This window comes from Alkalicoccus saliphilus (genome assembly GCF_003044065.1).
Taxonomy (GTDB): Bacteria; Bacillota; Bacilli; order Bacillales; family Salisediminibacteriaceae; genus Alkalicoccus; species Alkalicoccus saliphilus.
The window spans coordinates 24,092-46,936 of the sequence record NZ_PZJJ01000016.1; the positions used below are offsets into that span (position 1 = coordinate 24,092).

The 22,845-nt window shown below is 45.6% G+C and carries 22 protein-coding genes; 11 read left to right on the top strand and 11 right to left on the bottom strand.

The features are described 5' to 3' along the window. Nucleotides 1-459: 459 nt before the first annotated feature. Nucleotides 460-723, bottom strand: a complete 264-nt coding sequence (locus tag C6Y45_RS17550) for a hypothetical protein (protein WP_160058308.1) — start codon at nucleotides 721-723, stop codon at nucleotides 460-462. A 475-nt stretch (nucleotides 724-1,198) separates the two neighbouring features. On the opposite strand from C6Y45_RS17550, the gene C6Y45_RS10415 reads away from it, so the two are divergent. Genes C6Y45_RS10415 through C6Y45_RS10425 form a run of 3 tightly spaced genes read left to right on the top strand, consistent with a single transcriptional unit; the run spans nucleotide 1,199 to nucleotide 4,343 of the window. Continuing rightward, nucleotides 1,199-2,395 carry a quaternary amine ABC transporter ATP-binding protein gene (locus tag C6Y45_RS10415; protein WP_107585156.1) on the top strand — a complete coding sequence of 399 codons (1,197 nt, stop codon included), beginning with the start codon at nucleotides 1,199-1,201 and terminating at the stop codon, nucleotides 2,393-2,395. A 46-nt stretch (nucleotides 2,396-2,441) separates the two neighbouring features. After that, nucleotides 2,442-3,281, top strand: coding sequence for an ABC transporter permease (locus C6Y45_RS10420; protein ID WP_107585202.1), 840 nt, complete (start codon nucleotides 2,442-2,444; stop codon nucleotides 3,279-3,281). A gap of 54 nt (nucleotides 3,282-3,335) precedes the next feature. Beyond that, the gene (locus C6Y45_RS10425) at nucleotides 3,336-4,343 is read left to right on the top strand and encodes a glycine betaine ABC transporter substrate-binding protein (protein WP_107585157.1); all 1,008 of its coding nucleotides are present in this window, start codon (nucleotides 3,336-3,338) and stop codon (nucleotides 4,341-4,343) included. A 168-nt stretch (nucleotides 4,344-4,511) separates the two neighbouring features. Here C6Y45_RS10425 and C6Y45_RS10430 read toward each other — a convergent pair whose 3' ends face one another. After that, complete coding sequence (locus tag C6Y45_RS10430) at nucleotides 4,512-5,162, bottom strand: hypothetical protein (protein WP_146159170.1); 651 nt, start codon at nucleotides 5,160-5,162, stop codon at nucleotides 4,512-4,514. Between the two features lie 312 nt (nucleotides 5,163-5,474). Between C6Y45_RS10430 and C6Y45_RS10435 the strand changes: the two genes are divergently transcribed. After that, nucleotides 5,475-6,302, top strand: coding sequence for a GerMN domain-containing protein (locus C6Y45_RS10435; RefSeq protein ID WP_107585159.1), 828 nt, complete (start codon nucleotides 5,475-5,477; stop codon nucleotides 6,300-6,302). Nucleotides 6,303-6,425: 123 nt separating this feature from the next. After that, entirely contained in the window at nucleotides 6,426-7,271 is an 846-nt protein-coding gene (locus tag C6Y45_RS10440; protein WP_107585160.1) for a DUF2628 domain-containing protein, read from the top strand. Nucleotides 7,272-7,342: 71 nt separating this feature from the next. On the opposite strand, the gene csaA is transcribed toward C6Y45_RS10440, so the two are convergent. Then, nucleotides 7,343-7,675, bottom strand: a complete 333-nt coding sequence (gene csaA, locus C6Y45_RS10445; RefSeq protein ID WP_107585161.1) for a chaperone CsaA — start codon at nucleotides 7,673-7,675, stop codon at nucleotides 7,343-7,345. Between the two features lie 287 nt (nucleotides 7,676-7,962). On the opposite strand from csaA, the gene C6Y45_RS10450 reads away from it, so the two are divergent. Continuing rightward, entirely contained in the window at nucleotides 7,963-9,816 is a 1,854-nt protein-coding gene (locus tag C6Y45_RS10450) for a BCCT family transporter (RefSeq protein ID WP_107585203.1), read from the top strand. Nucleotides 9,817-9,882: 66 nt separating this feature from the next. Here the strand turns inward: C6Y45_RS10450 and C6Y45_RS10455 are convergent, their stop codons facing one another. From C6Y45_RS10455 to C6Y45_RS10470, 4 genes are all read right to left on the bottom strand, one after another. After that, nucleotides 9,883-11,259, bottom strand: coding sequence for a sucrose-specific PTS transporter subunit IIBC (locus C6Y45_RS10455; protein WP_107585162.1), 1,377 nt, complete (start codon nucleotides 11,257-11,259; stop codon nucleotides 9,883-9,885). Between the two features lie 105 nt (nucleotides 11,260-11,364). Then, complete coding sequence (locus C6Y45_RS10460) at nucleotides 11,365-12,357, bottom strand: LacI family DNA-binding transcriptional regulator (RefSeq protein ID WP_107585163.1); 993 nt, start codon at nucleotides 12,355-12,357, stop codon at nucleotides 11,365-11,367. A 401-nt stretch (nucleotides 12,358-12,758) separates the two neighbouring features. Beyond that, the gene (locus tag C6Y45_RS10465; protein ID WP_218017810.1) at nucleotides 12,759-12,959 is read right to left on the bottom strand and encodes a cold shock domain-containing protein; all 201 of its coding nucleotides are present in this window, start codon (nucleotides 12,957-12,959) and stop codon (nucleotides 12,759-12,761) included. A gap of 120 nt (nucleotides 12,960-13,079) precedes the next feature. Further along, nucleotides 13,080-13,460 (bottom strand): sugar phosphate isomerase family, encoded by a 381-nt coding sequence (locus tag C6Y45_RS10470; protein WP_107585165.1) that lies wholly within the window; start codon nucleotides 13,458-13,460, stop codon nucleotides 13,080-13,082. A gap of 594 nt (nucleotides 13,461-14,054) precedes the next feature. Between C6Y45_RS10470 and C6Y45_RS10475 the strand changes: the two genes are divergently transcribed. The 3 genes from C6Y45_RS10475 (at nucleotide 14,055) to C6Y45_RS10485 (ending at nucleotide 16,848) form a co-directional block, all read left to right on the top strand. Next, nucleotides 14,055-15,536, top strand: a complete 1,482-nt coding sequence (locus tag C6Y45_RS10475) for a SulP family inorganic anion transporter (protein ID WP_107585166.1) — start codon at nucleotides 14,055-14,057, stop codon at nucleotides 15,534-15,536. A gap of 15 nt (nucleotides 15,537-15,551) precedes the next feature. Further along, the gene (locus tag C6Y45_RS10480) at nucleotides 15,552-15,977 is read left to right on the top strand and encodes a universal stress protein (protein WP_107585167.1); all 426 of its coding nucleotides are present in this window, start codon (nucleotides 15,552-15,554) and stop codon (nucleotides 15,975-15,977) included. 244 nt (nucleotides 15,978-16,221) lie between these two features. Further along, complete coding sequence (locus C6Y45_RS10485) at nucleotides 16,222-16,848, top strand: class I SAM-dependent methyltransferase (protein ID WP_107585168.1); 627 nt, start codon at nucleotides 16,222-16,224, stop codon at nucleotides 16,846-16,848. A gap of 69 nt (nucleotides 16,849-16,917) precedes the next feature. On the opposite strand, the gene C6Y45_RS10490 is transcribed toward C6Y45_RS10485, so the two are convergent. The 3 genes from C6Y45_RS10490 to C6Y45_RS10500 form a co-directional block, all read right to left on the bottom strand. Further along, the gene (locus tag C6Y45_RS10490) at nucleotides 16,918-18,309 is read right to left on the bottom strand and encodes an MATE family efflux transporter (protein WP_107585169.1); all 1,392 of its coding nucleotides are present in this window, start codon (nucleotides 18,307-18,309) and stop codon (nucleotides 16,918-16,920) included. A gap of 4 nt (nucleotides 18,310-18,313) precedes the next feature. Next, a complete protein-coding gene (locus C6Y45_RS10495) occupies nucleotides 18,314-18,754 on the bottom strand; it encodes a MarR family winged helix-turn-helix transcriptional regulator (RefSeq protein ID WP_160058310.1) in 441 nt (146 codons plus the stop codon). 605 nt (nucleotides 18,755-19,359) lie between these two features. Next, a complete protein-coding gene (locus C6Y45_RS10500; protein ID WP_107585204.1) occupies nucleotides 19,360-20,319 on the bottom strand; it encodes a D-2-hydroxyacid dehydrogenase in 960 nt (319 codons plus the stop codon). A 351-nt stretch (nucleotides 20,320-20,670) separates the two neighbouring features. Here C6Y45_RS10500 and C6Y45_RS10505 point away from each other — a divergent pair, with 351 nt between their 5' ends. Together C6Y45_RS10505 and modB are read left to right on the top strand one after the other, a co-directional pair. Further along, on the top strand, nucleotides 20,671-21,051 hold the full coding sequence (locus tag C6Y45_RS10505) for a hypothetical protein (RefSeq protein WP_107585171.1): 381 nt from the start codon (nucleotides 20,671-20,673) through the stop codon (nucleotides 21,049-21,051). 59 nt (nucleotides 21,052-21,110) lie between these two features. After that, complete coding sequence (gene modB / locus C6Y45_RS10510; RefSeq protein WP_245922638.1) at nucleotides 21,111-21,779, top strand: molybdate ABC transporter permease subunit; 669 nt, start codon at nucleotides 21,111-21,113, stop codon at nucleotides 21,777-21,779. A 58-nt stretch (nucleotides 21,780-21,837) separates the two neighbouring features. Here the strand turns inward: modB and ytvA are convergent, their stop codons facing one another. Continuing rightward, nucleotides 21,838-22,620, bottom strand: a complete 783-nt coding sequence (gene ytvA / locus C6Y45_RS10515; protein ID WP_107585172.1) for a YtvA family blue-light photoreceptor — start codon at nucleotides 22,618-22,620, stop codon at nucleotides 21,838-21,840. Nucleotides 22,621-22,845 lie beyond the last annotated feature (225 nt).

Consider the following 22,845-nt stretch of genomic DNA (forward strand, 5'->3'; position numbering starts at 1 on the left):
GATATCGAAATAGAACATGCACGCCTTCCCCGCCTCCGTTTTCATCGTCATCCGGAGACCGAAGCTCAGTACATAAAATTCTTCAGACCACACCTGAAGCCTTCTGAAAATTTCCCTGTATATAGAATAAAAAGGATAGCCAGGGATTAATACACCCTGAAAAAAGTTTTTATATTGACTGCCTTGAACAAAAAAAGAACGTCTGCTTTCGTTTCCATGGAGAGGCTTTCCAAGCGGGCCGGCCTCAGCTGATTCCATCCTCCTGTTTAGAATAAGAGGTAACCTTGCTGGAAAAGAACCTTTTCATTCCTCAAGGTGCAACGGTTGTGCATGAGTCGCACTTTTAAAGCTCAGTGTTGTTTTTGAAGGTTTCCTGCGGCTTCTTTTTTCTTCGCTTGCCGCGGGGCTCATCGTCAGCTGATTGCCCTCCGGCTTTGAAAAGGATCTTCCGACTTCGCTTTATTCCCATAGGCGTCCCCGCCGGACGTTCCAGAGGAAAAAGCCTTTCCTGAATGGAAGAGAAGAAAGGACGGAATCAACAGGTTTTTTTAGAAGAGAAAACGTCTTTTTATTTTCCTGCTGGATCTGCAGCAGGCGACTCCGAGGCGAGATAGGACGAGTGGAAGATCCATTTCTTCCGGTTGATGGGCGGAAGAAATTAGCTGAAGTCGGCCCGCCCGGAAAGCGTCCTGTTGAGGCGAAAGCAGGGAAATGTATACACATCTATAAAAAACACTTTATAAACAGCCGGTTTCTTTCTCCAGGAGAAAGAACAGCGTTAGAAAAAGGAGAATCGGGGGACTGAAGCGCCCTGAGAAAACTTTTTTTAAAAAAAGTTTTCTCAGCATCCGGAATTAACCTGCGGAGTGTATCCCTTTATAACACTAAGGGTTTGGCAGCCCTTACATTACTTAAGAACTAGACAATGAAGTGTCGTAAGTCCTTACAAGTACACACCAGACAAAGGTGCTATTTCTTGATAATTATAGTATTATAAAGCTAACTACCTTTCACAGCAGTTCACCGGCGCTTTTCCGTCATTTTGGAAACTCAGACCTATTCACACTGTTTGTCATTTCTCTTCGTGGCACGTATAGTAGAAAAGGTTGATTTTCTCATATTTTTTTAGAGTTGGATACTAAGGCATTTCAGCCGGCCTATATGTGTAGAAGTAAAAATAATAATCGAGGTGAGCTCTTTGGCGAAAATTGAAGTCCGCAATTTGACAAAGGTCTTCGGCAAACGCCCCAAACCGGCGCTTGACATGCTGAAGGAAAAAAAGTCGAAAGATGAAATATTGGAAAAAACCGGCTTAACCGTCGGTGTGAACCGTGCAACGTTTGATGTTAATGAAGGGGAAGTCTTCGTTATTATGGGACTTTCCGGGAGTGGTAAATCCACGCTTGTCCGTCTGCTGAACCGGCTGATTGATCCAACGGACGGTCAGATCCAAATCGAAGGAGACGATCTGGCTAAAATGGACGACAACGCTCTGCGGGAAGTACGCAGAAAGCATATGAGTATGGTCTTCCAGAAGTTCGGTCTGTTCCCTTTCCGTACAATTCTGCAAAACGTGGAATACGGTCTGGAAGTACAAGGTATCGCAAAGGAAGAACGCAGAGAGAAAGCGATGAAATCCCTGGCGCTTGTCGGCCTGCAGGGTTATGAAGATCAATTTCCGGACCAGCTTTCCGGCGGGATGCAGCAGCGTGTCGGCCTTGCCCGCGCGCTGGCGAACGATCCGGATGTTCTGCTGATGGACGAAGCGTTTTCCGCGCTCGATCCGCTGATCCGTAAGGATATGCAGGATGAACTGCTCGATCTTCAATCCTCCATGCAGAAAACTATTATATTTATTACGCATGATCTGGATGAAGCGCTCCGTATTGGAGACCGTATTATGATTATGAAAGACGGTGCGGTAGTACAGATCGGGTCCCCGGAAGATATACTTATGCATCCGGCTGATGATTACGTCCGCCGCTTCGTAGAAGATGTGGATCGTTCAAAAGTCTATACAGCGGAAAACATTATGACACGCCCTGAAACAGTAAACATGGAAAAAGAAGGAACGCGTGTGGCACTGCAGCGTATGAGAAAGGCAGACATTTCGAGCATTTACGTTGTTAACCGCACCCGGCAGCTGCAGGGAATTATTCATGCCGGCGATATTGCAGAAGCTGTCAACCGGGATGAAAGTGATATTACGCCGTATGTTCAAAAGGACGTGCCGACGTGCAGGCTGGATACACCGATGCACGACCTTTTCAACCTTTCCTCCACTTCTCATGTACCGATCGCGGTACTCGGGGAAAACGACAAGCTTGCAGGTATCGTTATCCGCAGTAAAATACTTGCAGCACTTTCAGGAGAAGAGGTGAATACAAGTGAGTGAAACTTGGGAAGCAATTTACGCATGGTTTGATGCAATTCTTGATTTTATGCCGGAACTTCCGGTAGGTACATGGATTGAAGATTTTGTAGACTGGCTTCAGAACGCTCAGTTTATTTTTGACGGTATCCGTGGCTTTGTAGCCTGGGTCACCGGAATGTTCAACAGCTTTTTCGGGTTGATACCGCCAATTTTGTTCATTCTTATTCTGACAGTTATCGGCTATATGCTCGTACGCAAGTCTGAAAAATTCGGTCTGCCGATTCTTATTTTTCTTGGACTGCTGTTCATTGAAAGTATCGGCTACTGGGATGAGTTGATTTTAACCCTTTCCCTCGTTATTACAGCAACACTCATTTCTATTGTGATCGGTGTCCCTATCGGAATCTGGATGGGAAGAAGCGATCTCGTTAAAAATATTGTGACACCGATTCTCGACTTTATGCAGACAATGCCCGCGTTTGTTTACTTAATTCCGGCGGTTGCCTTTTTCAGTATCGGTATCGTTCCGGGAGTTATTGCATCGGTTATTTTCGCCATGCCGCCTACCGTCCGCCTGACCAACCTCGGAATCCGGCAGGTACCGGCAGAAATGATCGAAGCTTCCGACGCATTCGGTTCCACCCCTGGTCAGAAGCTTTTCAAAGTACAGCTTCCAATGGCCAAGGTAACAATTATGGCCGGGATCAACCAGACGATTATGCTCGCACTCTCCATGGTAGTTATTGCTGCGATGATCGGAACAGACGGGATCGGCCGGGAAGTTTACTATGCCGTTGGACGAAATGACATGGCAATGGGATTTGAAGCAGGTATCAGCCTCGTAATTCTGGCTATTATTCTTGACCGTCTTACACAGGCTCTGAACCCGGAGAACAGGAAAGCATAAATAACAGGTATAATGAAATACCAAATAAATCCACTACAAAGGAGTAGATTTTTTATGAAACGAAGACACCAGTTTGGTTTAGCAGCAGGTTTGTCTCTTTCCCTTCTCGTAACAGCATGCGGGGCAGATAACGAGAACAACGCAGATACAGCAGATAACAATACTAACGCAGAGGAAAACACGGCGGAAAACAACGCAGCTGACGAAAATAACAACGCTGTGGACAATGAAGACAACGAGGCAGCTAACGATGGCGAAGCTGGAGGCGGAGACTACGCTGAAGAGCTTGAGCACACAATTACCGGGATTGATGCCGGTGCCGGCATTATGTCGGCTGCTGACGAAGCACTTGAAGTATACGAACTGGAAGACTGGACAATTACAGCAAGCTCTGACTCTGCAATGACGCAGGAACTTGCAACTGCCTACGAAAATGAAGAGCCGATTGTTGTTACGGGCTGGACACCGCACTGGAAGTTTGCAGAGTACGACCTGAAGTTCCTTGATGACCCGGAAAACGTATTCGGTGAAGCGGAAGATATTCACACTTTTGTACGTGACGGTCTTTCTGATGATATGCCGGAAGCCTATGAAGTGCTCGATAACTTCGAGTGGACAGAAGATGACATGAACGAAGTTATGATGGAAATCCAGGAGGGCACCGACGAAGAAGAAGCTGCCCGCAACTGGATTGATGCTAATGAAGATACTGTCTCTGAATGGACAGACGGTGTAGATTCTGTAGATGGCGAAGAAATCGACCTCGTCTTTGTAGCATGGGAATCTGAAATTGCTTCTACAAACATGATCGCTCTAGTTCTGGAAGATCTCGGCTACGAAGTAACGATGGATCCACTGGAAGCAAACTTTATGTTCCAGGCTGTTGCAACCGGCGAAGCTGATGCGATGGTAGCAGCGTGGCTGCCGCTTACGCACGAGCACCTCGTAGAAGATTACGGTGATGACATGGAAGATCTCGGAGCGAACCTCGAAGGCGCCCGCACAGGACTCGTTGTTCCTGAATACATGGACATCGATTCTATCGAAGATCTTAACCAGTAAATCATTTTAAAAAACTCTCCCGCATTCGTGTGGGAGAGTTTTTAATTTACCTTATGAGAATATTTGTTTTTTTACGATGGATGAGTTTGCCCGGCTGATGAAAGCACGGTGCAGGACTCCAATACATAAAATGCTTTATTAACACTTTGGGATTCCCGCAGTTCCAGGCTAATTTTTAAAGTCCTCCCACTTTTTTTCCGCCTTTTTTGCAAGGTAAGTATCCCTGACCCAGTAAAGAATAAACCGGATCGCTACAGCGTGCATAATCACTCCACACACCGTAAGCAGTGTTACCGTAATGGTCCCTGTTATAGACTGGGGATCAATGTAGGCATAACCGAAAAACACAAGAGAAGACGCACTCCCTAAAAAGGCTTCAAAATAATGATCAAACCGCTCCCCTTCCGCCCAGTACAGCGGGGCTGTGCTTAGAAATATGATTACTGCAAGTCCGGAAACAACATGGGTGACCTTCTGTTTTTCCAGAAGCTGTACGGCCGGTTTCATATAATATTTCGTCATCGCTTTTAAACGTAGAAAATGCAGTACCCGCGCTATACGTGCAAATTGAAAAATTGCATCAAGTGGAATAACCGCTATGACGATAAACGGATGCGCTTTAATAAATTCCCATTTTCGTTCCGCGTTATAAAAGCGGACGCAGAAATCTATGAAAAAGATGCCCCATGTCCCCCATACAATGACAGGTTCGAGGCTTGTCTCAAACCAGATAGTTGCTACAGCAGCAAACGCAAGGACTGCCATCAGTGCTTCATATACGTATTCTATACGACTGTTCCGCTGTGCCGCTGTCATCACTTCCTTTCCCTCACTACCAGTATAACGGATTTACACATTCCCGTGAGTATACAGTCTGCATTTTTCTCCTGGTAATTATTCCAGAAATTATCTATAATAACCAAGTAATTGTAACCCCCGGGTCAAATAAGCGTCTACGTTTACAGATGGGGATATTTTTGCACTCTGTTCTTGTCATTGCTGCTTTGCAGAAAGCTTCCCGGCAGTCACCGCTCCTTTTTTCAATATATAGAACAAATGAAAAAGGCTTCTTTTCTGCGTTTGATGCACTGCAGTGGAAAGTAACAAACTATAGAAAGGTGGAATAAATGTATGAAGAAAATGTCTTTTGTGCTCATAAGCGCCCTAACTATCGGAGGGCTGACAGCGTGCGGCCAGGGGGGAGAAAGTCCTGTCGATGAAAATACCGACAAAAATACCGGAGGCGCCGATGAAGTGGAAGAAAACCTCAATGAGATCAATGAGGAAAATAACAGCGGTGGTTCCATAGGTGAAAATAACAATAATGAAAACAGTGAAAATGAAAATGATACAAACACGAATAATCAGGAAGATAACGGAAATAATATGTCAGACGAAAACAATGAACATAACGACAGCAATGATAATTCTAACGAAAACAGCAGCAATACTGATGAAAATTATGAAGAAGAGAACGAAGAAGTCAATAATGCTTCCAACGAAGAAAATGCCAGTGAAGAGGAAGCGGACGAAGAAGCATCTATGGTCGATCCACTCTACCTGTACTTCTCCGATGATCAGCTGCTTGAGACTCTCCGCGTCGAAGCAGAGCCTGTAACAATGGACGAGAGCGGTGCAGAGGAAGCGATGGATTTGTGGGCTGCCGGACCGGATGACGAAGAGCTTTACGGGGTATTTCCAGCGGAGGCAGAGGTTCAATATGTAGAATTAGATGGAGATACCGCTAACGTTTCACTTTCTCCGGAAGTGCAGAATGCTAATTTGGGATCCAGCGGAGAAGGTCTTATGACAGAGCAGATCGCAATGATGATGGAGCAGTTCGGAGCTGCTCAGACAATGATCCTCATTGATGGCGATGAAACAGAGGAATTTCTTGGACATATGAGTCTCACAGAGCCTGTGGAAGCAGATTCTCCAGAGGATTACGATACTCATTAATTTTCTTTCATAAAAAAGCTCCCGGAGGCATCGTCTTCCGGGAGCTTTTTCAATCAGTCCGCTTCATTCGTTCTGCCTTTCATGCTACACTGAATCCGGAACAAATGATAAAGGAGAAAATATATGAATATCCTTCAAAAAGACCCGGAAAAATACATCGAAAAAAACTCAGAATATTATAAGAAAAAGTGGAATGCTCATAAAAACCCTTTCCTTTTTGCCGGCTGGAACTGGGCCGCTTTCTTTTTTGCGCCTTTTTGGGCTGCTTCGCGTCATATGTACGGTGCTGCTCTATTTTACTGGCTTTTCTATCTTGGTTTTGCTCTGCTGGAATCTTTTCTCCCTGCTCTGATCGACGCTGGGGCCGGAGCGGTGCCTTCCTTATGGCTGCTTCTTTTCCCTGTGCTTTTAATCCATTCGTTTTTCGGCTTGTTCGGTAATGCTCTTTACGCTCGGAAAGTATCCGGTTTGACAGCGAATGAAACTACCCAGCACCTGCCCCCAATTTTCAATAAAAGTGGATGGAGTCCTGCAGCAGGCAGTCTTGTGCCGCTTCTGTTTATTTCCGTCCTTGCCTGGCCGCTGCTCACCATTTCTCAGTGGTCTTATAATCCTGCTCTTGAAGAAGGGGTCTACGTTTACGGGGACGATGGAGTGTCGCCACAGGGGCAGTTGGACGTGAGCAGAAACCCTCTGTTTGAAAAATATGAATCCCGGATTAATATGTTTTACGTAGGGGAAGCCCTGGATAACCGGGCACTCAGCTACGAACTGCTGTATGAAGAAAATGATCAGTGGGTACCCGTCCGCGACCAGAGCGTGGCTTTCTTTTCCACTGACAAAGTTTCTCTGGAAATACTGGACGCAGAAGATCCCGCTGTTCAGACGGGGAACTACCGCCTTGAAGTCTACGTGGAGGACATGCACTTTGACGCCGTTTCCTTTGAAATAATAGAGCCATCTTTTTAAAAACAGCCTCTCTAAAACACTTCAGAGTTATTAACGTTTTGAAGGCCGTCTCCTTCCTGAGACGGCCTTTTTTATCCGATTTTTGTACCGTTGGGCACTGGCTCATCCGGTTTCAGAAGCACCACGTCCCCTTCACCAGGTATTCCTCCTAGAACGAGCACTTCCGAAGAAAAGCCCGCGATTTTACGCGGAGGAAAATTCACCACTGCCGTGACCTGTCTGCCTTTCAGCTGCCCCGCTTCATAACGTTTAGTAATCTGCGCACTGGACTGGCGGATTCCAATTTCTTCTCCAAAATCAATTTTCATTTTCAATGATGGCACTCTTGCTTTTTCGAGTTCCCCCACTTCTATAATTGTTCCAATGCGGATATCGAGCTTTAAAAAATCATCAAATTCAGCCATTAGTTTCTCCTTCCAATTTATTCAACTCTAAAAAATAATAAGAATGTGCCGGTAGATTCTTATCCCCGCCTCCTTAATTAATTATCGATCGACCTGGTATTTTCCTTCTTTATACTAATCATTTATAACAATTATGCCAGATGTTTCAAATACGTGTTTTCGCGAGTGGACATTAGGGGAATTAAACAGTAAGATAAATGTCGGCTCATTTTTTCAAATTTGCAGCTTCGTCATTACATACCGAAGGGGGGGAAGTATCCGCGTTCTGCGCGGGTATGCTTACATTTATGAGCGATCATTATTCGTACGAAACGAAGAAACCAAGCATTGTCTTTTTCATTTCAGCTCCGCTGGTGGCTGCGTTTGTACTTTGGGGATTTCTTGGGCCGGAATCCCTGGAAGCACGGTCCAATCAGGGCCTCGCATTTACATTAAATAATTTCGGATGGTTTTACATGCTGTCCACCGCCTTTTTTATCGCTTTCGTTCTTTTTCTGGCCGTCAGTCCGTTTGGGAAACTGAGGCTCGGTAAAGAAGATGAAAAACCGGAGTATAATTTTTTCACCTGGATCGGCATGCTGTTTGCTGCCGGTATCGGCGTAGGCTTCGTCTTCTGGGGAGTTGCTGAACCTGTCCTTTATTTCTTCGACCCCCACCCTGACTATGTCGGAGCAGGGGAAGGTACACTTGCGACAGCCGGCCTCCGGTATGGGGTTTTCCACTGGGCACTTCACCCATGGGCTATCTTTTCTCTTGTCGCCCTCACGCTTGCTTACGTGCAGTTCCGTAAAGACCAGCCGGCACTCATCAGTTCTGCTTTTCACCCGATCCTCGGAGATAAAGCATACGGGGCATTCGGTAAAGGAATTGATACGCTGGCAGTTCTAGCTACTTCCACCGGGGTGGCCACTACATTTGGCTTAAGTGCCCTGCAGATATCCGGAGGTTTTTCATACTTATTCGAAGGAATTGAAAATACGGCACTGACGCAGATGACAATTATAGCGATCGTTACTGTGCTTTTCATTTTCTCGGCAGCTACCGGAGTCAATAAAGGTATCCGGATTTTAAGTTCTATCAATCTCGTTATAGCTGCACTTCTGCTCCTATTTGTGATTATCGTAGGACCGACTCTTTTCATAGCACAAAACTTTGTAACAACGATCGGCGGCTACATGTCGAATGTCATGTCGATGAGCCTGGATCTTGATCCTTTCGGGGACGGGGAATGGCTCGGTAATAACACCATCTTTTTCTGGGCATGGCATATTTCCTGGGCACCGTTTATGGGTATCTTTATTGCCCGTATTTCCCGGGGACGTACGATCCGGGAATTCGTTGCCGGGGTGCTGATCGTGCCTTCTCTTCTTGCCGCTCTTTGGTTTACCGCTTTTGGAGGAACGGCACTCGATCTTATTCTCGGTGGAAATGAACTGATCGGAGATCTCGTTATGGAAGAAGTCGAACTGGCGCTGTTTACTACCCTTGGTGAACTGCCGCTCGCTGCGATAACGAGTACGCTTGCTATATTCCTCATCATTATTTTCTTTATTACTTCTGCCGACTCTGCTTCCTATGTTCTCGGAGCAATGACGAGCAGCGGAAGTCTGAGCCCGAAACTTTCAGTAAAAGTAATCTGGGGCTTTCTCATCGCCGGTACAGCAAGTGTGCTGCTCCTGAGCGGTGGTCTGGAGGGGCTGCAGACCGCCTCCATTGTCGCCGCCCTGCCATTTGCAATTATAATGATCGTCATGATCTTTTCGTTGCTTATTATGATGAGCAGGGACTTGAAAGTTGAAAGTCTTCGCAGACGCAAAAATGAACGCCGACGCGTCAAAGATGAAGTTTACGGCGGTATGAAAGAAAATGTTTACGACGATATGAAAGATGACGTCCGGGAAGAAATTAAGGACGATTTCAAAGAAAATATGCGGGAAGACTTCCTGACAGATGAAGTGTACGAAGAAATGAAAGATGAAGTGTATGAACAGGTAAAAGATGAAGTGTACGACGATATTAAAGACGAAGTATACGAAGAGTTTAAAGAAAAAATTTATGAAGATCTGCGTGACGATCTTGAAGAGCAGCTTGGTGAAGATGAATCGGACAGCTCCGGCTCAAAAGATAAAGACAGGCGCTGATTCAGTATCCAAAATTGTTCATTGAAACATTGAAAAGCCTCCGGAAATTTCCGGAGGCTTTTTTGATTAATCGAGCATATCATCAGAGAAGCCGAAGAGCCATGTTAAGGCAAAGGCAACTCCTGCTGCGATAAGGTTTGTCAAAATATATAGAATAAGCGTAATCGCCGATTCTACGTAAAGCAGAGTTCCCGGAATGACCGTAATAGCCATGCCTGTTGCCTGCAGATTGAACAAAGAGGCAAAGAAACCACCTGCTGCACCACCGACCAATGCAAGAACAAACGGCTTGATATAACGAAGGTTTACACCAAAGATCGCCGGCTCGGTAATTCCAAGAAATGCGGAAAGAGAGGATGGCAGTGCCAGTGCCTTCAATTTCTTGGACTTTGTTTTAAGACCGACTGCAAGAGCTGCACCACCCTGGGCTGCAATACCAGCCGTAATCAGTGCGTTGAACGGGTTGAGACCGTTGTCTGCCAGCAACTGAATTTCAAACAGGTTGAATATGTGATGGACACCCGTAATAACGATAACCTGGTGAAGACCACCGATAATCAGCCCGCTGATTCCAAACGGCAGATCAAGTACAAAGTTTGCTCCACCCATAATTCCAGCTTCCACTGCTGAGAAGATCGGTCCTAGTACAAACAGGGCTGCTGTAATCATAATGAGAAGTGTCAGGAACGGTGTGAGTATTAAATCGAGTGCTTCCGGCACACGCTGACGGAGCCATTTTTCCAGCTTCGCCCCTACGAAACCGGCGATAAATGCCGGCAGTACGGATCCCTGATAGCCGATGACAGGTATAAACCCGAAGAAATACAGCGGATCTATATCTCCGGCACCCACTTCGTAAGCATTCGGAAGTGCCGGGTTAACGAGCATTAAACCGAGCACGATACCAATAACCGGACTGCCCCCGAATACCCGGAAGGCCGACCAGGCGACGAGCGCCGGGAGGAAGGCGAACGCTGTATCCGTTAAAACTTCTGTGTATAGAAGAAAGTTATCCGGCAGTGCTCCCGGGAAAATGTTTGTAATAAGTCCACGGAAACCCATAAAAAGACCCGTCGCAACAAGTACCGGAATAATCGGCACGAAAATGTCACCGAACGTACGCAGCAGCCGCTGCAGCCAATTGCCCTGCTTCTTTGTTTCTTCTTTCTGTTCGGACTTCGAAGCTTCCGGCATGCCGATCGCTACCATCTGTTCATGGATGCGGTTAACCGTTCCAGTTCCGAAAATAACCTGGAACTGCCCGGCATTATAGAAAGCTCCTTTTACTTTGTCGAGTTCTTCTACGCGGTCCTGATCAATTTTCTCTTTGTCCTTTACCATGATCCGAAGTCTTGTAGCACAGTGGGCTATGGAAGATATGTTTTCTTCCCCGCCGACAGCCTGTACCAGTTCTTCCGCTATCCTGCGATTTTCATCAGCCATGATAATAACCCCTTTCTAAAATAAATACACACTAAACCTTGGCCAACAAACATGTGTGATCGATTCCACAATGAACATAAAAAAACAATGTAATCGGTTCCATGTTCATCGTAAACTATCCCGTTTTAAAAGTCTATAGTCCATTTGTGATTTTTCGACTTTTTTTGCGCGGCCAGTAATCGCTTTTAATAAAATTCCTGCAGATACTTTTCCGGCTTCTTCATAATAGTAGTCTACTGTTGTTAAAGCCGGGGTTACATAGGCGGACATATCCGATGCTCCCATCCCTGCCACCGCCATTTCACCCGGAAGATCGAAGCCCTCTTTTCGAAGTGTCTGCATCACTCCGACGGCCAATCTGTCCGTAACAGCGAGTACAGCTGTTGGAAGTGTTTTCGACTGATCCAGCAGTCTGGCGGCTGCCTCTTCCCCCGCCGAAATACTGAAGGAAGCAGTCTGCATCCATCCGCTTTCCACGGAACAGCCGTTTTCTTTTAGCGCATCAAGAAAACCTTTCTTGCGGAGAACACCAACGGAATAATCTGCTTCATCTACACCGATAAAACCAATTTTCGTATGGCCTGCACGCAGAATTTCTTTCGTCAGGGATTTGGCCGCTTCGTAATCATTATAAACGACGGAAGATATGTCAGGCAGATGCTGGCCTACAGCTACAACAGGCACACTCAAGTTTTTCACTGCTTCCAGCAGTTCCGGTTCCCGGTTTGTTGCTACAAGTATAATTCCGTCTACTCTTCTGCTCTCCAAAAGCTTCAGCTGCTCAATTTCTTTCTCTTTATCAAGACTGGAGCTGGCCAGCAGTATTTGATACCCTTCCTGCTGCAGAACTTCATCCATGCCATTTACTACCCGGCTCATCGTTTCCGTGCTTATCTTCGGAATGACTACTCCAATAACTTTCGTCCGCTTTAACCGGAGTGACTTCGCCTGCTCACTCGGTACGTAGCCTGTCGCTTCGATAACGCGGCTGATATTTTCTCTTGCTTTTTCGCTGACATATCCGGATTCATTTATAAATCGTGACACTGTTGTTCTGGATACACCCGCGCGCCTCGCTATATCGTTAATTGTTACCATACAAACCCTCCTTTCTGTCAGGCTCTTTTCTTTATTTATAGAAGACAACTCTAAAAAAAGCAATAGTGAAAATTATGCCGTTCACTGTACTGCTGTAAAATGATGTATTTGCAGGTTGGATTTAATTGACTGTTGAGAAGTTAAGGATCCACCGTTCTTCTTCACAAAGAAACTGTAGAAGAAACGTCTACAGCGACTCCAACGCCTTTAAAAACGTTGGGGTCATCAACAAACTGTCCTGCAGCCGTCTAGTATTTTCCCGAGCACCTGTGCTGTTACTTACAACTATGGCGGCTTTCAACACTGGCTTTTATATAATAAAAAGCTGCTCCCTCCGGCCTGTGTAAGGCCTGTGTGGGAACAGCTTCCTGCTGTTTGTATTTATCTTTCCCGCAGAAATATTACAGTGCTACTACGTTGGATGCCTGTGGTCCGCGGTTTCCTTCTACGATTTCGAATTCAACGTCCTGACCTTCTTCAAGCGTTTTGAATCCTTCTGCCTGAATTGCAGAGAAATGTACGAATACATCGTCCCCATCTTCACGCTCGATAAATCCAAATCCTTTTTCAGCGTTAAACCATTTTACTTTACCTGTCATAATACATCGGCCTCCTTGCCTGAAATCTTTGAATCTCGTGAACCATTTCTTGCCTGCTTTCAAACGAGGCCGAAGAATGTTTCCGAATTCAAACCTTTTACACAGATGATAGTATCACAATCATTATCCTAAATCAACACAAATTTTCCAAATTAACGGATAATTGAAATCGTTTGCATTTTTTGATGTCTGCTTTTGAATTTGCAGACGGTAAAACATTGTCAGGATGATGAATCCGGAAAGGAACTCGTTACGTGGCCTTCCAGCATGCACTTTACGGCGTGTGCTTTGTTTTTTCAGAAGCAGGGAGCAGAATTTCCCCCGCTTCGGGAATAGTACCAACACCCATGGTGACAGCTTTTTTGGTACATCCTCTTCTTTTTCAAAAAATCGGGAGTTCGCCTTTATTGTGGATGATACCAGCGGGACTTCTGATGTTTTGCCGTCCAACACACTTCCGGGTTCATTAAATCCAATATGACCGTTCTCTCCAATTCCAAGCACTTGTACATCGACCCCTTCAAGGCTTTGAATCAAATCTTCATACTTTTTCCCTTCCGCTTCCGGATCTTCTGCATCACCATGCGGCAGACGGACTTTATCTTTCCACCTTCTATAAAGGAGGAAGGCCCCCCTTATAAATCCAATAAAAGTGCCCTCGGAAAGCTTTTTTCATATCCGACCTCTCCTTTTTGCAATAAAATATATTAAGTTGTCTATATCTACAAAAAAACTTTAGTTCCCACTTTTACTTCTGTTCAAACACTTCAGTTGTGAACTTTTTTCAACAAATTAAAAACAGCTGTTAAAAAGAGAAATAATAAGTATATAAAAGATATATGTATATGATTCACGCTTACACGGCGTTTTGCATTTTTTGAGGAACCTGTTATACTCCTTTTGTTCTCTACGGACCGGATCTTTCTTGGAAGGATCCACAACTGAACATCCGGGCCTGCTTTTTTTTATGCCTTCTGTCTGATATCGACGAAAAACACCGCCTGTTTTTCTCCGGCAGCGAGCCACAGCTTGCTGCCCGGCATCAGCGGACTCATCTTAAAAAGCCCCGTTTTTTTAGTCATAGAACAAAACAAAAATATGAAAGAGGTGCAGATGTTGACTACGGTAGAAAAATTGAAAAGTGAGTGGTTTGGCAATGTGAAAGGTGACGTGCTTTCTGGAATAGTTGTGGCGCTTGCGCTGATTCCGGAGGCTATTGCCTTCTCCATTATTGCTGGTGTTGATCCAATGGTAGGACTGTATGCCAGTTTCTCCATTGCTGTTGTTATTGCTTTTTTAGGCGGAAGACCTGGAATGATCTCGGGAGCTACCGGGGCAATGGCGCTCCTCATGATTACGCTGGTCGCCGACCATGGGCTCGAATACCTGCTCGCTGCAACGATTCTGACCGGGATCCTGCAGATTTTATTTGGTATCTTTAAGCTCGCAAAATTCATGAAGTTCGTACCGCGTTCCGTCATGATCGGCTTCGTTAATGCGCTGGCGATTTTGATTTTCACGTCGCAGCTGCAGCATTTCGTGAACGAAACGTGGGTCATGTACGCCCTTGTAGCTCTGACCCTGGGTATTATTTACATTCTCCCTCGTTTTACGAGAGCCGTTCCGTCAACGCTTGTCGCAATTGTGGTCGTTACAGGACTTGCTATTATGATGAATTTCGGTGTCCGGACGGTCGGAGATATGGGAACTCTCCCAAGTACACTTCCGGTCTTCCTACTTCCTAATATTCCATTGAACTTTGAAACCTTAGCAATTATTTTCCCTTATTCTTTTGCGCTTGCAATGGTCGGTATTCTCGAATCTCTGCTCACGCAGAACATTGTCGACGACATGACGGATACAGAAAGTGACAAAAATAAGGAAAGCCGCGGCCAGGGTATTGCCAACGTCACCACCGGTTTCTTCGGTGGCATGGCCGGCTGTGCTATGATCGGCCAGTCTGTCATTAACGTCAAATCCGGCGGTACAGGACGACTCTCCTCTCTAACAGCGGGGGTTGTACTGATGTCTATGATTATTTTATTGAATAACATTGTTGTACAGATTCCAATGGCAGCTCTCGCTGGTGTAATGATCATGGTTGCCATCGGGACATTCGACTGGTCTTCCCTCATGAATATTCATAAGCTGCCACGGACGGATGCCATTGTTATGGTCGTGGTGGTCGCTACAGTCGTCTACACGCACGACTTGGCAATCGGGGTATTCGCTGGTATCATTTTAAGTGCCCTGTTCTTTGCCTGGAAGCTTTCCAAAGTGAAAGTGGAAGAGCATTTCAATATGAAAGCCCAGACACTTACGTATGAAGTGCACGGTCAGCTTTTCTTCGCTTCCGTGCAGGATTTTGTCGAAGACCTTGACTTTGACGCGGATGTAAAAAAAGTCGTGATTGATCTTTCCAACGCCCACCTGTGGGACGATTCGGCAGCAGGGGCTATCGATAAAATCGAGCACAAATATGAACAACGGGGTGTCGAAGTGAAAATTACCGGACTCGATAAAGGCAGTGCGGAACTGATGGACAAAATCGGCGGCCTCAGTAAAGCTTCCGGTCACTAATGGAGGGAACGACTGATGTTTAAAAATCTACTACTTGCAATTGATGGATCAGATCACAGTAACCGCGCGACAGAAAAAGCAATTGAGCTGGCAAAACTGCAGAAAGATGCTTCTATCGAAATGCTTTATGTAGTGGCTGGTAATAAATCAAAAACAGATGTGCTTCATTATGGAGATTCAGATAATGCTTCCCGTAAAAGAAAGCAGCTTCTCACAAAGTATGAAACTATTATTAAAGAAGCCGGCATTCCTGTTGAAGTTACTGTACTTCACGGTAAGGATGGTATTGCTGAACCAATCATTGAACACGCGAATAACGGTTCTTATGATGCGCTTATCCTTGGAAGCCGTGGTCTTAGCACGGTTCAGACAATGGTACTCGGCAGCGTCAGTCATAAAGTGATGAAATACGTGAAAGCACCAGTACTGATGGTGAAATAAGAAAAGAAGCCGCCCACGAAAATGTGGCCGGCTTTTTTTTATGGAAAAGGAAGGCCCCTTTCCCCTCTCCACTTAAGCATTTTTGATACTGTATCCTCATGATTCATGACGGGCCTGTAATGATTTAATATTCCGGCCGCCTGGGAACGGCAACTTCTTTCTATCTCGCGAAAGCCGTCTCCCTCTTTTAAATTTCTCCACGTGTTATACTGAGATTGACTTTTTACAGAAAGCGGTGCTGACAATGCTTGAAGATACCGGAGAACGAGTGATCCCGGAATACATGAAAGAAGACAATGCTATGTGGCTGGAACATCTGGCACGCTATCATTTTGCTATGCCCTACGCGAGAGACCGGCTTCTGGATATTGCCTGTGGAAGCGGCTACGGTACAAAGCTGATGGCTAAGCGGAGGAAACGGGAGGTAACAGAAGCTGTAGGTGTGGATGTAGACAGCGAAACTATCGAATACGCCCGGGGAGCCTTCTACCATCCCCATGTTGCCTACAATCAGGGAGATCTTCTCGACCCTTCCCTTCCGGAAAAAATCGGCACATTTGATACGGTGCTTTCGTTTGAAACATTGGAACATGTACCTGATGACTACGCAGCCATGAAAAGACTAAGTAACCTTGTGACACCGGGAGGTACTCTTGTACTATCCACTCCTTTTGGCGCAGGAAGAAATGAACCTTGCAGTTCTCCTTTTCATTACTTTCAGCTGACTGAAGAGGAATTCAGGGAACTATGCCGGAATAAAGCTTTCGCCTTTAAAGAAGTGACTTTTTATTATCAGAACGGTGTCAGTTTTGAGCCTTTTAAAAGAAACGGCCTGCACTATCCGATCGGGATCGCTGTCTGCCGAAAATAGCTGTCTGAAGACGAAAGAAAGCTGTCCTGCTTTAAAAGACAGCTTTCTTTTTCTATTGGGCTGCTTTATTCAGGATACGCTGCTGGCTGGCTCTTTATTCTCGTTACTCCGATCCTTCTTATGAAAGAATAGTGTCCTGTCCCGGTAGAGGAAATAAGCCGAGAGAGCAAAAGCGAGAATATCTGCGAGCGGAAAGGCAAGCCACACTCCCCAGACCCCAATAAACGGTGGAAGAATAAGAACAAGCGGAATAAGAAAAAGCACCTGTCTTGCCATGGATAGAACGAGTGCGGGCCTTGATTTACCGAGAGCCTGGTACAACCCGCCGCTGATCACCTGAACACCAATAAGAAAAGCAGCAGCAAAAATGATCCTCATTCCTTCGGTACCTGCCTGGATAACGTCCGGGTCCGTCGTAAAAACAGAAAGCATCAAATCCGGTATGAGCATCGCCAGTGCAAAAATCGTTACGGAAAATGCCGTGACCACCTTGAGGCCGAGGATGATAACTTCCCTCATCCTGCCGAACTGTTCCGCACCGTAATTGTAACCAATGATAGGCTGCATTCCCTGAAGAATTCCCATCATCGGCATAAGTGTAATCATCGCAACACGCTGCATAATACCGAAAACCCCGACATAAAACTCTCCACCGTATTGAATGAGCATCGCATTAATCGCAATCATCATTACGCTTCCGGCAACCTGCCGGGCAAAAGCCGGCAGACCAACCGTCACCACTTCTTTCACGATACGAAGCTGTGGTGTCATTTCACTCAAACGTATTTTCAAGGAGCTTTTTCCGCTCAAAAAGTAGTGAAGAACGATGATGGAGATGCTCCCCTGGGAAATAACAGTAGCTATAGACGCCCCCTGAACTCCCATATCCAGCAGAACGATAAATATCGGATCCAGAATGATGTTAAGTACAGAGGGGATAATCATCGTCATCATCGCAAAGCGGGCGTGCCCTTCCGAACGGATAATGGCGTTTGTTGTGAAGGCAAACGTAAAAAAGATCGTAGCCATTGTAATAGGAAAGATATATACCACTGCCAGATCAAAGATTCCCGGCGTTGCACCGAATATCGTAAGTGTCGGCTCCAGTACTGTATAGGATGCTATCACACCAAGTATTCCTGTAATGAGTACGAGGGTAATAATGTTACTGAACACCCGGTTTGCTTCTTTTTCTCTTTTTTCTCCAAGTCTCCGCGAAATGACCGAGGCTCCCCCCATACCGAGTGCAGCGGCGACTGCCATCATAATAATCATAATGGGAAAGGCAAGTGTAACGGCTGCGACGCCGTCGATTCCGACGAAAAAGGAAATAAAAATCGTATCGACGACGTTGTATAAAGACATGACGAGCATGCCGATAATCGCCGGAATAGATAAACTCCGGAGCAGCTTCGGAATAGGCTCCGAGCCGAGGCGCGTACTCTGCTTTTTTTGATCCATAGCGTTATTCCTCCAAATCTTCCTGCAGGCGCTCCTTCATGCCTTTCAGTATTTCAAGAAGCATTTCCCGATCTTTTTCCGATAAACAGGCGGTAAGCTCTTCATCTGCCGTCAGTGCTTCCTGCCAGAGTGTTTCTTCCAGGTTGCCCCCTTTATCTGTCAAAGCGATCATCTTCTGCCTGCGGTCTTTTCCACTTTCCTGTTTTTCCACAAGTTCATTTTTTGTAAGGGACTCCACAATGCCGTTCATCGTAGAAGGCTGAATATACAGCCGTTTCTGAAGTTCCGATTGGCTCTGGGTACCGTACCGCTGCAAGAGCGAAAGAACTTTCACCTGGGCCCGGGTCAGTCCATGTGCGGCCAGGCTGCGGTTATGTTTATTCTGCAGTAAATGGGCCACCAGCCCAAGCTGATAGCCGACGATTTCTTCTGTATTTCGTTCCATTATATATAAACACCTTTCCATCTCCACAAATTACTTCGTTCCCTAATATTACGCCAGACGAAGTATTTCGTCAAGCAGAGCTGCAGCTGACTAATAATAAAAAGAAAAAACACCCTTTTAGTGGTGTTTTTGTCAGCTTGTGAATCAAGTCTTATTTATGGAATAATTATTCCAGCGTATAGTTATCTCCTGCACTTTCCGGCGGAAACTTGCCGTGGGCTTGTCTTCAGCTATTTCTGCCGAAGCTGAGCTTCTTCAGAAAGGATCTTCCGACTTCGCTTATTCCCACCGGCGTCACCGCCGAACGTTTCGAAGAATAAAAAACACTTTATGTAAGAAACAGGCCTGGACAGCGTCTTCCTTTTAGGTCAGAAACCTTCTTTATTACTTTTCTGCTTAATCGACTCCCTTGGCAATAGAGGACGAACCAAAGATCCGTTCTGGCGGAGAAATCAGCTGATCTTTTCCCGCCAGAAAAGCGTTTCACGGAGGCGTAAGTATGGAAGCATCTCCCTATGCATAAAAAAGCACTTTATAAACAGACTGAAAAAAACGCCCTCTAAGAAGCGTTTTTTTAATAGTTACATTTGTTAAGAAAGACGGACTTAATAACCAGCTTCGTAATCGACTACATTCACCGGCAGTTCTTTGTTTTCCGTGTATGCCTGGAGGTTTGGAATAAAAATATCACGAATAACACGCTCATTGTATTTTTCGGTGGACCCTGCGGTGTGGGGAGTCATTATGACGTTTTCCATCGTCCAGAACGGATGGTCTTCCGGCAGCGGCTCTTCTGTAAAAACATCCAGACCGGCTCCGGCAATGTTTTCCTGCTCGAGTGCAGCGATCAGAGCTTTTTCATCTACCGTATCCCCCCGGCCGATGTTCACAAAAAATGTTTCGGGATTCATCTTCTCGAAAATAGTTTCTGAAAAAAGATGCTTTGTTTCTTTTGTAGAAGGAAGCGTATTAACGACGTAATCGTATTCCGGAAGTTTTTCTGCCGCTTCCTCGAATGTCATGACTTCGTCCGTATACGGGGTATTTTTGACAGTGCGGCGTACGCCTGCGACGTGCATTCCAAACGCTTTGGCAATTTTAGCTGTTTCTTTGCCTATCGCGCCCATCCCGTAAATAAGAACAGCTTTCTCATGCATTTCTTTTTTTAAATGAGCATGATGCCATGTTTTCTTCTCCTGCTGCCGCACATACGTATGCAGCTTTCGTGTCCAGCCTAGAAGAAAAGCAAAAATCGTTTCCGAAATCGGATAGGCATGTACGCCATTTGCACTCGTAACTGTGTATCCTTTCTGCTCGTATTCCCGAAGCGGCAGCTGATCCACTCCGGCGCTCCACGTCTGAATCCATTGGAGCGGCGCCTTTTCTATTAACGATTCAGCCATTTTCGGTTTCCATCCGGCAATGATTTCCGCTTCGTTTATGTACGGCTCCCATGTGGAATTGTCTTTCCCCGTTATGATTTTATAGTCTGGAGCAGCTTTCTCCACCTCTTTTTTTAATTCTTCGTTAATATTTTGTGCAATAATGATTGTTTTCTTCATAATTTCTGCCTCCTTTTTTGTCTTGATCGTTCTATTATATTCCCTCTCTTTCTTCTTAAAGAAACATGGCCCGGAAAAATCATCGTGGTCCATGCGAACTTCCGGACACGTTATTGAAGAAGTACTTTCAAACGAGTCTCCCACTTTCTCCAATCCCCATTCATCTGCTTTTCTTGCCCCTGTTGGAAGTGTATCTCCAGCTCTTCTTTTACGGGAAGTGAAGTTTCCTCCGGCAGCCACAACCGAACGTCTACACAGCTTTTATTCATCTGTCACAGAACTTTCTTTAGCAGGAAATGAAGTTTTTTACTATACTAAAAAAAGTATGATTAATTTGATAAAGGAGTTTTTGTTATGTCCTACAGTAAAATACTTCTGATCGCTTCGGCCGTCTTTGGAGTGATCGGTACCTTCATGGGAGGACACATGGCAGGAGCAGGCTCACCGGCTCTCCGCCCTGTACACGCCCACATTCTTGTCGTCGGCTGGCTCTCTCTTTTTTCCTGGGCCATCTACTATAAAGTGTACCAGCCGAAAAAAAGCTGGATGACAGCCGCTCATGTCTGGACCGCTCTCATCGGAACTATCGGTCTGACTTCGGGTATGTATGTTTTTATGCTTGATACTATTCCGCTGCCTGATCTTTTCAGCCTGCTTTTCTATATTATCAGCGGTACGATTCTGACAGTCAGCTATGTACTTTTTCTTATTCTGGCTGTGAAAACGCCGGAGTAGCTCATGCGGAAATCAATTAGCTGGAATAACAGGGGTGCCGTCTGCGGGGGAGCAAAACTGTGATAGAACTGATGGAAGCCGTCTGGACACCCCTTCTTCTTTCACTCCGAGTGGCACTTGTGGCGACAGCCGCAGCATTTACTGCAGGGGTGCTGCTTGCCTGGTTGTTTGCTTTTTATAAAAACCGCTGGACGAGTTTTTTGTCCATTCTTGTAACTCTTCCACTCATCCTGCCGCCGACTGTACTCGGTTACTATCTGCTGGTTTCCATCGGCAGAAACAGCTTTATCGGCAGAAGCTACGAGCAGCTCACAGGAGGTCCGCTCGTCTTTACGTGGCAGGCTGCTGTTATTGCGGCTGCTATCGCGGCCCTGCCACTTCTTATCCGGCCGATTCAGGCTGCGTTTGAATCTGTGGATATCGAGTATCTTGGAGCCGCAAAGCTGGACGGTGCTTCTTCGTGGCAGCTTTTATATTATATTATTATGCCTCTGGCCTGGCGCGGTATTCTTGCAGGCCTCGTACTCGGCTTTGCCAGAGCCATGGGAGAGTTTGGGGCCACGCTGATGGTGGCAGGAAGCATTCCGGGCCGTACTCAGACGCTCTCTCTCGCCATTTATGACGCAGTCCAGGGCGACCGTATGGCCGAAGCAAACATGATGGTACTGATTTTATCTGTTACAACGATCACTATTCTGCTCCTGGTACACCGGCGCTTTTCAAACTAACTCCAAAGCAGTCATAAATTAAACAAAAGGTTCAGGGCATCGGCCCTGAACCTTTTGTTTATGCTTCCTGATTATCCTTCGTTTCCAGTGATTCCATTGCCTGTTTGACTGAGCCGTATGTTTTGAGGGAAGAAAAATCAATTTCCAGGCCACGGGTTTTCATAGCTACAGCCGGTGTAATACCAGTTACAATCATTTCGACTCCTTTCAGCTTCAATAGATCACCCAGCTGAAAGATGCCGATGGTTGCCGTTTCATCGATGTCACTGAAACCCGATAAATCGACAATCAACATTTCAATATCTCCCTTTTCCAATTCCGGAAGTACCCGGTCTACGATGATTTCGATACGGTGCTCGTCGATATTTCCGATAACCGGAAGAATAGACACCCCTTCTTTTACTGGTACAAGAGGCGTGGAAAGCAGCTCTATTTCTTTATTGTAGGCGGCAATTTTCTCTTCAGCTTCCTTTGTCTGTGTAATATCTTTTTGAATTCCGACAAAATAGTACTGACCTTCTGTCTCGAGATAAATCGGGTCGATGTGAAGCAGATTCCAAAAAGGTGTCCCATCCTTTTTGTAGTTTAAAATCTCGACAGACAACGGCTCCTTCTTTTTCACTGCCTGACGAATCTGGTCCAGTGCTGCTTCCTCCGTCCGCTCTCCTTGAAGAAAGCGGCAGTTTTTGCCCATAATTTCCTCCCGGTCATAACCGGTAAGGTTTGAAAATCCCTCATTCGCATAAATAATTGGATTATCCGGCTGCTCGGGATCGGTGACAATAAAGACGAGCTGTGTTTTTTCCAGTACTTTATTTTTCAAGGCCTGCAGGTCCTTCATTTTTTAAACCGCTCCTTTTTATCCTGACGCTCTCTCTATTTTACCTAAATTATTCAAAGAGTAAAAGACAAAGTGGATAGAATCACGTTTCGTTCTTAAAAAACCTCTGCTGATAATCCGGGATCCCTCCCGGATTTAATACCGCAAAAACTTTTTTGAAAGAAAATGATTGTTTTTGATTGCTTTTGATTGATAAATCATTTATGATGTAGTTAATCAACTAAA

Bases quoted from the DNA above. Each gene is read 5' to 3' on its own strand.
- C6Y45_RS17550 (WP_160058308.1), bottom strand. From the start codon at position 723: ATGTGTATACATTTCCCTGCTTTCGCCTCAACAGGACGCTTTCCGGGC.
- C6Y45_RS10420 (WP_107585202.1), top strand. From the start codon at position 2,442: ATGCCGGAACTTCCGGTAGGTACATGGATTGAAGATTTTGTAGACTGG.
- C6Y45_RS10425 (WP_107585157.1), top strand. From the start codon at position 3,336: ATGAAACGAAGACACCAGTTTGGTTTAGCAGCAGGTTTGTCTCTTTCC.
- C6Y45_RS10435 (WP_107585159.1), top strand. From the start codon at position 5,475: ATGAAGAAAATGTCTTTTGTGCTCATAAGCGCCCTAACTATCGGAGGG.
- C6Y45_RS10440 (WP_107585160.1), top strand. From the start codon at position 6,426: ATGAATATCCTTCAAAAAGACCCGGAAAAATACATCGAAAAAAACTCA.
- csaA (WP_107585161.1), bottom strand. From the start codon at position 7,675: ATGGCTGAATTTGATGATTTTTTAAAGCTCGATATCCGCATTGGAACA.
- C6Y45_RS10450 (WP_107585203.1), top strand. From the start codon at position 7,963: ATGAGCGATCATTATTCGTACGAAACGAAGAAACCAAGCATTGTCTTT.
- C6Y45_RS10455 (WP_107585162.1), bottom strand. From the start codon at position 11,259: ATGGCTGATGAAAATCGCAGGATAGCGGAAGAACTGGTACAGGCTGTC.
- C6Y45_RS10460 (WP_107585163.1), bottom strand. From the start codon at position 12,357: ATGGTAACAATTAACGATATAGCGAGGCGCGCGGGTGTATCCAGAACA.
- C6Y45_RS10475 (WP_107585166.1), top strand. From the start codon at position 14,055: ATGAAAGAGGTGCAGATGTTGACTACGGTAGAAAAATTGAAAAGTGAG.
- C6Y45_RS10480 (WP_107585167.1), top strand. From the start codon at position 15,552: ATGTTTAAAAATCTACTACTTGCAATTGATGGATCAGATCACAGTAAC.
- C6Y45_RS10485 (WP_107585168.1), top strand. From the start codon at position 16,222: ATGCTTGAAGATACCGGAGAACGAGTGATCCCGGAATACATGAAAGAA.
- C6Y45_RS10490 (WP_107585169.1), bottom strand. From the start codon at position 18,309: ATGGATCAAAAAAAGCAGAGTACGCGCCTCGGCTCGGAGCCTATTCCG.
- C6Y45_RS10495 (WP_160058310.1), bottom strand. From the start codon at position 18,754: ATGGAACGAAATACAGAAGAAATCGTCGGCTATCAGCTTGGGCTGGTG.
- C6Y45_RS10505 (WP_107585171.1), top strand. From the start codon at position 20,671: ATGTCCTACAGTAAAATACTTCTGATCGCTTCGGCCGTCTTTGGAGTG.
- ytvA (WP_107585172.1), bottom strand. From the start codon at position 22,620: ATGAAGGACCTGCAGGCCTTGAAAAATAAAGTACTGGAAAAAACACAG.